Raw genomic sequence first — 10,481 nt, 5'->3', positions numbered from 1 at the left:
GCTCATCAGAATGAGCAGCCGTTCCTCGGATCGGGCGACCTTCTGCGTTCCAAACCTTGACAGCGGACATCAGAGCGATGTTCTCAGGCCACTGCGCTGAGTTCGTGAGCCTGGATGTAGGCCCATGGCAAGAGGTCGTCGATCTGGCTGTTCGGGTGGCCATTGACGATCCTGGTGAGGACATCGGCGAGATAGCCGAGGGGCTCGACGCCGTTGAGTTTGCAGGTTTCGATTAGCGAAGCGACGACGGCCCAGTGCTCGGCGCCGCCGTCCGATCCGGCAAAGAGTGCATTCTTGCGGTTTAGCGCGATAGGACGGATCGAGCGTTCAACAGTGTTGCTATCGATCTCGATGCGGCCATCATCGAGGAAGCGCGAGAGGCCTTCCCAACGCGACAGCGTGTAGCGGATTGCCTCGGCGAGCTTGGTCTTCTGGCTGATCAGCCCGAGCTTCTCGCGCAGCCAGGGCTCGAGAGCGACGGTGATCGGCAGGCTCTTTTCCTGGCGCACGGCACGACGCTGCTCCGCCGATCGTCCACGGATGTCGTCTTCGATGCGATAAAGTTCGGCGATCTGTCTCAGCGCCTCGCAGGCGATTGGCGCGGGACCGGCCGCGGCGAGTTCGTAGAAGCGCCGGCGCACGTGCGCCCAGCAGAAGGCGAGCGTCACGCCGCTCTTGTCGGCGAGCACGCGATAGCCGCCATAGCCGTCCACCTGCAGGATTCCTGTGAAGCCCGCGAGATGAGCGATCGGACGCTCAGCTTTGCGGTCGGGCGCGTAGACATAGGCGACGCCGCGCGGATCGGCTCCGTCCCATGGCCGATCATCGCGGGCATAGGCCCAGAGCTGGCCGGTCTTCGTTTTGCCGCGACCGGGATCGAGCACCGGCGCCGTGGTCTCGTCGGCGAAGAGCTTTGGCGAGGACTTCAGCTTCGCCAGCAGCCGTTCGTGAACCGGACGCAGGTGCCAGGCGGCACGGCCAACCCAGTCGGCGAGTGTCGAGCGGTCGAGATTGATGCCCTGCCGGGCGTAGATCTGCGCCTGGCGATACAGCGGCAGGTGGTCGGCATATTTGGAGACCAGAACCTGGGCAACCGTCGCCTCGGTCGGCAGGCCGCCTTCGATCAGCCGGGCGGGCGCGGGAGCCTGAACGATCACGTCTTCGCAGGCTCGGCAGGCATATTTGGGTCGGCGCACGACGATCACACGCAGCTGCGCCGGAACGATGTCGAGCCGCTCGCTTACGTCCTCGCCGATCCGATGCAAGTCATTGCGGCAGCACGGGCAGGCATGGTCCTCGATGTCGACCACCATATCCGTGCGTGGCAGATGGGGTGGCAACGCACCGCGGTTCGCCCGACGCTTGGTGACACGCGCCTGACGCTCCATGGGAGCAGCCTGTTCGTTCTCCTCCTCGCCGGCCGCCTCGATCTGCTCGGCTTCTTCAAGTCCCAGCAGCAGCTGGTCTTCCGGCAGCGTCTCAGCACGACGGCCGAAGCGGTGGCGCTGCAATTCCTTGATGATCTGGATCAACCGGGCGTTCTCGACGTCGCGCGCCAGCACCATCGCCTTCAGCGCATCCGGATCGTCGGGAAGCTGGTCCGCCGTCATCGCCATGAGTGGATCAGACCATATTCGTCGACAGCCCGCGACAGCGGAATCCAGGCTGATTCACTTGGTCGCGGGTCAGCCCGCCTGGGCTGGAACACGGGTCCGGCGCGCCTCGTGGACGCGCCGCCAGTCGAGTCCTTCGAGCAGCGCCGAGAACTGCGCCGCCGTCAGCTGCATCACGCCATCCTGAACCTTTGGCCAGCGGAACTCCCCGTCCTCCAAGCGCTTGGCATAGAGGCAGACGCCGGTGCCGTCCCAGAAGATCAGCTTGATCCGGTCAGTCCGCTTCGCCCGGAAGACGTAAACGGCCCCGCTGAACGGATCGGCCCCCATCGTCTCTCGCACCAGCGCCGCCAATCCCTCCGCACCCTTGCGGAAGTCGACCGGCTTCGTCGCCACCATGACCTTGACCGCACCCGTCGGCCCGATCACGACGTCGCCTTCAGCGCGCGGATCACCGCCGCCACCGTCTTGGCGTCGGCGCCACGGCCGACCCGCATGGCGACGCCGTCGATCTCCAACTCGATAACGCCGGCGTCGCGGGCAGCTTTCCGTTTGCGTTGTGGCTGTTGTTTCCCCGTCGGTTCCGGCTTCGGAGCCGGCACCACTGCCGGCACGAACAACGGTTCCGGTGCCAGCGCTTCCGCCAACGGCACACGAGCAGCCCGACGCCAGGCGAACAACTGCTGCGGGGACAATGCATACCGCCGGGCCACGGCACTCACGGTCTCGCCGGCATCGTAACTTTCAGCCACGATCCGGGCTTTCTCTTCCGGCAGCCATTCGCGCCGCCGACCGGAACCCGTGAACACCTCGAAACGGCGCGCGGGCTCAAGATTGCTGGATTTAAGCGTAAGCTCTGAAATCGTCATGTGTCGAAGCCCTCAAAGGCTCCGAACATCGTTCCTCACGACCACGCGCGAAAGGTGCCACCAGAACAGCGCTTACAGTTATCGGGATAGTCGACAACGTTGGAACACCTTGGGTTCACACCCTCCAGGTGGCGGCGCGAATAGGCCCCGAGCTGTCCGGCATTGCTTTGCAAAACTTCTGTGAGGTCGCTCTCGATCTACAAAAACAAAACCCTGTAGATCGACCTCTTCGCTACGCGCTGTCGTTGATACAGGGTTCTGAAATCAAGGTGCCCGACGCGTTATACCTGCAAAGTTTCCTGATGCGAGCCCTGATGGTCGATCCGAGAAACATCGACCTAGTGTCAGCGCTTCTGATCAACATGCGCCATGAGGGGCGGACGATACACGAAAGTCTCATCACCAAGCGCTTGACGTCGATTATAAAAGGCGGCTTGGAGCGCGGCGAGCACTATGAAGTTGCATGGGCGATCTTCCTCATGAAGGGCTTGGCACTGCCGCTGCAGTTGGGCGCCCAAGCTGCTCTTCTTGCGAAGATCGAATGTCCAGCGATCTGCTTGCTCATTCTCGACATGGCATCTCGCGGACTTGCTCCGGAGGCTCCAATCCGGGATTGGGAGCGCCGGGTGAAGGCCGTATCAGCCGACGGTCCCGACTGGTTGCTCGCCTACGAAGGAGTTCGGCATGGTTGGCTGGCAGACATCACTGGCGCTATCAGAGCCGATCCGATGTTGAAGCCCTTCTTTGACCGAAATATCGTCTTTTACGACGATAAGCGGAACGTGCCGACAACCAAGAAAGCGGTGAGAACGCGGCGCGCAAGATCGAAGAGGCTGACAACAGCAATGCTCTGGCGGATCATTACGTCCAAGTACATATAGATCCGACCACCCCGCCAGGGAAACCCAAAGACTGCATCAGGTCGATGCTGGGCTCACATTTTTCCGTCAGAAATTTGGCGCTCCGCATCAGAGTGGTGCGCCGAGTCATCTGGAGGGATGAGCGGTGAACCCGCTGCCTCGTGACCTCATGCAAAGGGAACTGTCGACTCAGCGCATACGGCGCTATGATACGTTGGGTCAGCTCAAAGACTTGCCGGAACCAAACAACCGTTAGCGTGAAGACGATGGACAAATTCAAGAGCTTATCCGACATCGCCACGGGCCAAAGTGATGGGCCGCTCGATCGACTGAGTCGCGGGCTAGAGCTGTCGACCCTCTCAACGGCCATCAGCAACCTTCCGGAATCGACCCTGTCGAAGGCGATCAGCGGGCTGGAGGTGTCGCCGTTCTCGCCGACCATTGCCGAGCTTCAGGCAAAGGGATCGGCCCTATCGCAGACCTTCGCCGAGCTGCAGGCAAGGGGATCGACCCTATCGCCGACCATTGCCGAGCTTCAGGCATCGCCTGGCATGGCATTGATTGCGCGCGCCACCCAGTGGGCAAGCCAACTCGCTAGCACGGGTACGCTCGCGGTGCACATGCCGACTGGCACGCCAAACAAAGAAATCGAGCTAATCCAGCGGGCCGCTACTGGCGTCTTGAGCCTCTCGGCTGAGGTAGGCCGCTTGCGTCTGAGCGCTCTGGGAGCGGAAACTCTGTCCGCTGGGCTGCAGACAACCCGGTTGAAGCTCTCCGCACTGGCTGGTGCTGGAGACGTGCTTGGCTTCGCGGCGAGATCAAGCTTCACAGCCTATGAGGAGCTATTCGGCAACTGGCACACGCGGTCTGATCTGCCAAACCGCTTCTGGAGCGATCCAGAAATGCGCCAACGACACTACCGCGAAGCCAAGGTTGACCCGGGTCTGATCGAGACCACGTCAACTGGTGCGATCGAGGTTGTCATAGAGAGCGGTTTCGCGGCCGGCGCTTCGGAAGCTGGTAGGTCCGTCGCGCTGCTGGACGTTGCGGGGCTGTCCGTTCAGATACGGTCGGCCAATCCCAGAAATGATGCCTTCAGCGCGATAGGCTTCTTTGAGCGCGCGTTGCGGTCCTTCATCTCGAAGAAGATGGAAGCGGTGGGCGGACCGCAGTGGTTCAAGCAGAGGGTTGGGGGCGAAATCCGTAACAAGGCGCGTGATCTTCGCGCGGCGGCGATGGCGAATGGCGAGCGGGATGAAGCGTTGCTTTCTTATCTCGATCTTGGCGACCTGATGGCGATCGTGCTTCGCGCGGATAACTGGAATCAAGCGTTCGGGTACGTCTTTCCAAACGAACAAAGGCTGCGGCTTGACCTACAGGCGCTTATCGCCACTCGCCGTCCGACGATGCATACGCGCGATGTCGATGCGGTGCGTCTCGTCGAGCTGATTTGCATTATCAGCCGCCTTAGCCAATTTATGACCGGCGACGGCGAATGGAAGCGCATCGCCGACTCCGAGGATTGAGGGCTGCTGTTCATCGGTTGGGCGTCCGCACTGTCTAGAGCAAACGTAGTTGGTCACCGGGTGTCGAGCCCAGCGGAAACTTGATCTGCGTGGCGGGCTTCTCGACAATCACCAAAGCGTCGTCCGGTGCCGGATACGGCTGCCAATGAAAGTAGTTGGTCTTGCGAATGTTGGTGGTCCCGTAATCGGCTTTGCCTGTCACTCGCTCCGAAGGTGACGGCATTCCCCTCAGGAGATAGGCCAACTCTCGCCCCCTTCGAGAGCGTTTCGGACCACGGGGCCGGGCCAGTTGGGATAGATGTCAATGGACGGCTCAAGGTTGCCCAAGATGTTCCGCAAGGTACCGGTCCACTGGCGGATGGCCTCTTGCGAAGTGGTGAGGTTGTAGAGGTTACACATCGTTTTAATGTTCCCAACAGACATTGAATTTCAACCAGTTCTCTCATCGCCAGTTGCCCCGGTCCAGTTGCCCCTTGAAATAGATCTTTAAGTGGCTCTTAGTTGAGGTTGGTGGGTTTGGATGTTGGGTTATGCGTTCGGTTGTGAAGTTTCTCGCTGTCGCGTCAGTTATTGTCGCCACATCAAGTTCAGCTAAGGCTCTGGAATACAAGCCGGTATCGTCGCCGGGCGAGCTTCCGTTTCTCATCGTCTCTGGTGAATTTGGGGTCAACGAACCTCTGAATGAGTTTAGCCACGCTGTCACAAGCAGTGGGGCTAGGGTGGTCGTATTCGACTCGCCGGGCGGCAGTATCGGAAGTGCAATGCAGCTTGGACGTTTGATCCGGGCAGCCGGCCTTGATACGCTTCAAGTCCGACAGTTGCAGTGCGCGTCGGCTTGCTCGTTAGCTTACATGGGTGGCGTTCGCCGTGTTGCCGACCCGGGCTCTATTGGTGTTCATCGCTCATCCTTCGCCCCAGAGAACGGAATGTCTACCGACGAGGCTGTGGCCAACGTTCAAGCCGTAACTGCCGATATCATGTCCTACATGTCCGAGATGGGCGTTGACCCCAAGTTGATGGCCGTAGCATTGAGTTACGACAGGTTTGATATGCGATATCTCTCCGCCAGTGAGATGGCTGAACTGCGCGTAACCAACGTTTCTACCACGCCGCCGTCCGTTGACACGTCGCGTGTGTCGCCAACGCCCAGTCCGGCCCCCGCTGAAGCCAGCGCAGACGAGCGGCAGCTAGAGAGCGCGGCGGTAGCATTTATCAAGGGGCTCATCGAGCACCATGGCGACAACGCAGATTTGGCGATCGCTCAGGTTCAAAATTCGTATGCTGGCATCGTCGATTATTACGGAAAGCCAACGGACCTAAGCTCGATCATCGCCGACAAGAGAAGCTATTTCCAACGATGGCCGGAACGGGGATACAATCTCCACGACGAGAGCGTCATAGTCACCTGTGCCAATGAGCGATGCATGGTGTCGGGCACTTATGACTGGGTCGTCCGCAGCCTGCCAAGGCACAAGCAGGCAAAAGGTGTGGCGCGCTTCAGTTACACGATTGCGATTGGGCAGAACCCCAAAATCATCGCTGAGACCAGCAAAGTCATGCGCTGAAAGTTCCGTCAGATTAGTGCCTTCTCAAGCGCCCGTCTCGCAACCTCAAGCCGCGCCTCGTCGCCCCATAAGTCCTCACCAACGCTGCCCGATGAGTGACCCAGAACAATGTCTTGGTCCGACTTTGTGACGCCGGCCAAGCGTAGTCGGTCTTTCATGAGGTGGCGAAGCGAGTGGGTGGTAGCCTTTGGGTCCGTCACGCAGGCCCGAACGTGCTTGCCCAAGGCAGCAGATGCTGAGGAGGCGCCTTTGGGACGCCCGTAGGTCGGAAAGAGCATCGTTGCGCTGCCGGCAGCCTTGACGGCTTCCTTTGCGGCCTCCAGCGCGCGACCTCTCAACGGCACATTCCGCCGCGATACGGCATTCTTAATGCGGCGGTCATCGTGCCACTCAACCGTGATGTGCGGGACGACGTGGTCAACATGCACGTCCGCAACGCGAAGACCTGAGACCTCGGCGAGGCGGCATCCGGTACCAGCGAGGATTGCCCAGATGTGTTGAAGGTCTGCCTTCGCATGGTACGCAATGCGGGCGGTTACCCCGCAGTGTATCGCGCGGTGTATCTCTGGGGAAGCGGAAACCCGGGCAATCCTTGGGTTTCAAGACATTTCTGGATTAAGTGGCTCCCCGGGCCGGAGATGAACTAGCGCTTGCAAAGCGAGCCACAGTGGAGGACTCGGCTACAGTTCGAGTTTTGTGGCCGCGCTCTGTGAAATTTCACAGACCTATTTTCTGCAAAGTGCACAGGAAGCGCCGACAAATCCCCGCCAGTTGTTTGAACGGTTCCCGACCTTATGTCGCGAAACCGCCGCCGGTTGCGCCATCTTATGGTGCGCCCGTCGAGCGAGGCCACCCAGCCTACGAAGTCAGCTGTGAGCCACAGTGATCTTCAATGCACGATGGCCCACGCTTTCCGCGGCGCAGCGCTGCGTGAGCTCCTGCTGCGGGCGGCGATGGCACGGGAATTGCGGCACGGGGGGTGCGGCGCTTGACCGGAGAGCCGCGACGGGAGAAGCGCCGCAACGTGCCGGGGGTGCCGGCGCCGCGGGCGTCCTGCCGTTCATGTTTGATTGGAGCCCACCCATGTCCAGGCTGAATGCCGCCCTTGTCACAGTAATCGCTTTGTTGGCCCTAGCTTTGTTCGCGCTGGGAGCGCTGAAACAACATCTGGATACGGCCGAGGACCTGCAATGTGTGGAGGACCAACGCCTGATAGCGGCTGACTTGCGCATACGCATTCCACAGCGGCGCGACGCCCTCCTCAACGACCCAGCCTCGCCAATTGCGGGCAATCCGGATGGCGATATCGCTGTGGTCTCGTTCTTCGACTACAACTGCGGCGTTTGCCGGGCGGCAGCTCTCGATCTACAGGAGGCCCTCAGCAATGATCCCAATGTGAAGCTTGTGTTCAAGGAACTCCCAGTCCTGGGGCCAGCATCCAAATTTGCAGCGCGCGCAGCGCTCGCGTCGTACAAACAGGGGAAGTATCAGGCGTTCCATCTCGCCCTCATGGCTTTCCCCGGCTTCCTCAACCAGCGCACCACCTTAGCCGTTGCAGAGCGGGTGGGCCTCGATCTCGAGCAGCTGAAGCGGGACATGCAAGACCCAGCCATCGCAAATGCCATCACACGCAATTTCGCACTCGCCAAAGATCTGTATATCGAGGGCACACCGGCGTTGGTGGTCGGCGACGAAGTAATCCCAGGGGAAGTGGGGATGGCCCGACTGCAACGCTCCATTGCTGATGCCCGCGCCTAGGCAAATCTTCGACAGCTGCAAAAGTGCCGTTCTGACCGAGGGTCTCGGGATCGTCTTTGGGAGCTGGGGTTTTGATGTGCTCCTGAGCGCCTTCTTCGCGGTTGGCTTCTTGACCAGACCGGAACGCGGGGCGCGAGCGCGACGCCGGACATGGCGCCGTCTCCCGGCGTGCGGCTATCACCCAAGATTCCGGCGGCCGCGATCTCGCTCCTGGACGCTCTCCCCGTTACGCGGCAAGGGGCGCCGAGAGGTGGAAATTCACGGCTCTGCGGCGTCGACCATATCCACGCGTCCAGGCGCAAGGATCGATGGTATCACATCAGCTGCGGTGCCGACCACCAGTCCTGAATCCCGCGCGCCTGAAGGCGCGCGCCGGGTGCTCGTGCACCGAGCCCGCTTTTCTTCGCAAGGCTCAGGCGGTCTCGGCCATCCGGCTTCGCCCCCTGGCTTGGGCCGCCTTTCGGCTGCGCACGGCCGCCGGCCGATCGGCCGGCGTGGTCTGTCTTTTAGGCCGTCCCCGGGTGCGCGCGGTGGGCGGCTCTCCCTTCTAGGCCCGCCGCGGCATCCCGCAACCCTTCGCTGCGCTTCGGGTCCTCCTCTGCGTTCCGGTCCTTCGGATGCGGTCCGCCTTTCACGGCGGGCCTTTCCGGTCGTTTTCGCCGCCCACCCCGCTTCCGGGGGAGGGCGCGATTTGGCGAGCGGAGGACCAGGGCATGCGTTCAACCAACAAACGTTCCGGCAGCCGAAAGGCTGGCGCAAGCAGGGGCGGGCGCGCAGGCGCCAGCCTTTATCAAGAGATCACGGACCGCATCATTGCCGAGCTCGAGCGCGGCATCGTGCCATGGGTCAAGCCCTGGGGAAACGCAAAGGCAGGCCTCGGCCTGCCCAGGAATGCGGCCACCGAGCGCCGCTATTCCGGCATCAATATCCTGATCCTGTGGGGCGCGGTCATCGAGCGCAGCTATGCCTGCCAGAACTGGCTGACCTTCCGGCAGGCGCTTGCCCTTGGCGGCAATGTCAGGAAAGGCGAGCGCGGCACGACCATCGTTCACGCCGACCGCTTTGTTCCGCAAAACGAAAAGGAACGCGCCAAGGTCGATGGCGACGAACCACAGGCGGTGCCCTTCCTGAAGCGCTTCACCGTCTTCAACGTCGCGCAGTGCGAGAACCTGCCCGGACATCTCCATGCCGCCGCCGAACCGCTGCCGCAGCGCCAGATCATCCCGCAGGCCGAGGCGCTCATTCGTGCAACCGGCGCTGATGTCCGCATCGGCGGCGATCGCGCTTTCTACATGCCGGACTGCGACTTCATTCAGGTGCCGCCGCAACCGGCCTTCTTTCAGCAGATCAACTATTACCGGACCTGCTTTCACGAGCTTGGCCACTGGACCGGCCACCCGACGCGCCTTGCGCGCGACCTCTCCGGCTCGTTCGGCTCCAAGGCCTATGCGCGCGAGGAACTGGTCGCTGAAATCTGCGCAGCCTTCGTCTGCAGCACTATGGGCATCGAGCCGACCGTGCGCCATGCCGATTATATCGGCTCATGGCTGAGCGTGCTGCGCGAGGACAATCGCGCCATCTTCCGCGCCGCCAGCCATGCCTCGAAAGCCGCCGATCTCCTGCTCGGCTTCAATGCCGACGTGGAAGGCGAGGCGGATGCCGAGATCGCCGCATGAGCGCGCTTCGTCGCCCTACGCGAGAGCCTTGCGCTTCTGACGGCGCGCGATGCGGCCGCGCGGAAACCCCTTGAATACCGGCCTGTTGGTCAACCCGCCGTCAATCACGAACCGTTTTGAAGGAACGCCGCAATGATCCTCATCACTGACGAACTGCGCCTTCTTCTGCTCGCCAATGGCGCTGCCGAGACCGAAGCCGACCATGTTCCGGTCGTGAAACTGTTCAATCCGCTGGGCGCCGCCACCTGGCTCCTGAGCGAGCTCGATGCTGATGGCGATACACTCTTCGGCCTCTGTGATCTCGGATTGGGCTTCCCCGAACTCGGCAGCGTCAGCCTTGCCGAGCTCCAAACCGTGAAGGGACCGCTTGGCCTCGGCATCGAGCGCGACCTTTATTTCAAGGCGCGGTTTCCGCTCTCGGTCTATGCCGAAGCCGCTCGCCTATGCGGCCACATCACCGAGGCCGAAGGGCTCTTGCGGCAGGCCGCCGCCGCCCTCTCGCTTTCCCTTCCCGAGCTTCCGTCCGACCGGGCGGAACAATAGCGCCCTCCGGCGCAAAACCGTCGCGCCGCTCGGCCAGCGGCCTCGCGGTCAGGCAATTTCGGCCATAGCAA

Annotated in this window: 10 protein-coding genes; 6 read left to right on the top strand and 4 right to left on the bottom strand. The window is 61.7% G+C overall.

Translation table 11 applies throughout. The features are described 5' to 3' along the window. Window positions 1-83: 83 nt before the first annotated feature. From FJ419_RS19355 to FJ419_RS19345, 3 genes are all read right to left on the bottom strand, one after another. Entirely contained in the window at window positions 84-1,616 is a 1,533-nt protein-coding gene (locus FJ419_RS19355) for an IS66 family transposase (protein WP_064993412.1), read from the bottom strand. Between the two features lie 69 nt (window positions 1,617-1,685). Beyond that, on the bottom strand, window positions 1,686-2,042 hold the full coding sequence (gene tnpB, locus FJ419_RS19350; protein ID WP_064993413.1) for an IS66 family insertion sequence element accessory protein TnpB: 357 nt from the start codon (window positions 2,040-2,042) through the stop codon (window positions 1,686-1,688). Continuing rightward, window positions 2,039-2,482 (bottom strand): transposase, encoded by a 444-nt coding sequence (locus FJ419_RS19345; RefSeq protein WP_064993414.1) that lies wholly within the window; start codon window positions 2,480-2,482, stop codon window positions 2,039-2,041. Before FJ419_RS19345 ends, tnpB begins: the two co-directional genes overlap by 4 nt. Before the next feature lie 128 nt (window positions 2,483-2,610). Between FJ419_RS19345 and FJ419_RS19340 the strand changes: the two genes are divergently transcribed. Then, on the top strand, window positions 2,611-3,363 hold the full coding sequence (locus FJ419_RS19340; RefSeq protein WP_064993415.1) for a hypothetical protein: 753 nt from the start codon (window positions 2,611-2,613) through the stop codon (window positions 3,361-3,363). A gap of 245 nt (window positions 3,364-3,608) precedes the next feature. Continuing rightward, complete coding sequence (locus tag FJ419_RS19335; RefSeq protein WP_064993416.1) at window positions 3,609-4,868, top strand: hypothetical protein; 1,260 nt, start codon at window positions 3,609-3,611, stop codon at window positions 4,866-4,868. Window positions 4,869-4,902: 34 nt separating this feature from the next. Here the strand turns inward: FJ419_RS19335 and FJ419_RS31215 are convergent, their stop codons facing one another. Further along, window positions 4,903-5,112, bottom strand: a complete 210-nt coding sequence (locus FJ419_RS31215; protein WP_224655926.1) for a hypothetical protein — start codon at window positions 5,110-5,112, stop codon at window positions 4,903-4,905. Between the two features lie 286 nt (window positions 5,113-5,398). Here FJ419_RS31215 and FJ419_RS19325 point away from each other — a divergent pair, with 286 nt between their 5' ends. The 4 genes from FJ419_RS19325 (at window position 5,399) to FJ419_RS19305 (ending at window position 10,410) form a co-directional block, all read left to right on the top strand. Next, the gene (locus FJ419_RS19325) at window positions 5,399-6,433 is read left to right on the top strand and encodes a hypothetical protein (RefSeq protein ID WP_064993418.1); all 1,035 of its coding nucleotides are present in this window, start codon (window positions 5,399-5,401) and stop codon (window positions 6,431-6,433) included. A gap of 1,083 nt (window positions 6,434-7,516) precedes the next feature. Continuing rightward, window positions 7,517-8,191, top strand: a complete 675-nt coding sequence (locus FJ419_RS19315; protein ID WP_064993420.1) for a DsbA family protein — start codon at window positions 7,517-7,519, stop codon at window positions 8,189-8,191. A 713-nt stretch (window positions 8,192-8,904) separates the two neighbouring features. Further along, window positions 8,905-9,867 (top strand): zincin-like metallopeptidase domain-containing protein, encoded by a 963-nt coding sequence (locus tag FJ419_RS19310; RefSeq protein ID WP_064993421.1) that lies wholly within the window; start codon window positions 8,905-8,907, stop codon window positions 9,865-9,867. A gap of 132 nt (window positions 9,868-9,999) precedes the next feature. Further along, window positions 10,000-10,410: a DUF2958 domain-containing protein gene (locus FJ419_RS19305; RefSeq protein WP_064993422.1), complete on the top strand. Its 411-nt coding sequence runs from the start codon at window positions 10,000-10,002 to the stop codon at window positions 10,408-10,410. Window positions 10,411-10,481: the final 71 nt, after the last annotated feature.

This window comes from Mesorhizobium sp. B2-6-2 (assembly GCF_006440615.1).
GTDB lineage: Bacteria > Pseudomonadota > Alphaproteobacteria > Rhizobiales > Rhizobiaceae > Mesorhizobium.
This window is presented reverse-complemented; position numbering and strand designations above follow the sequence as displayed.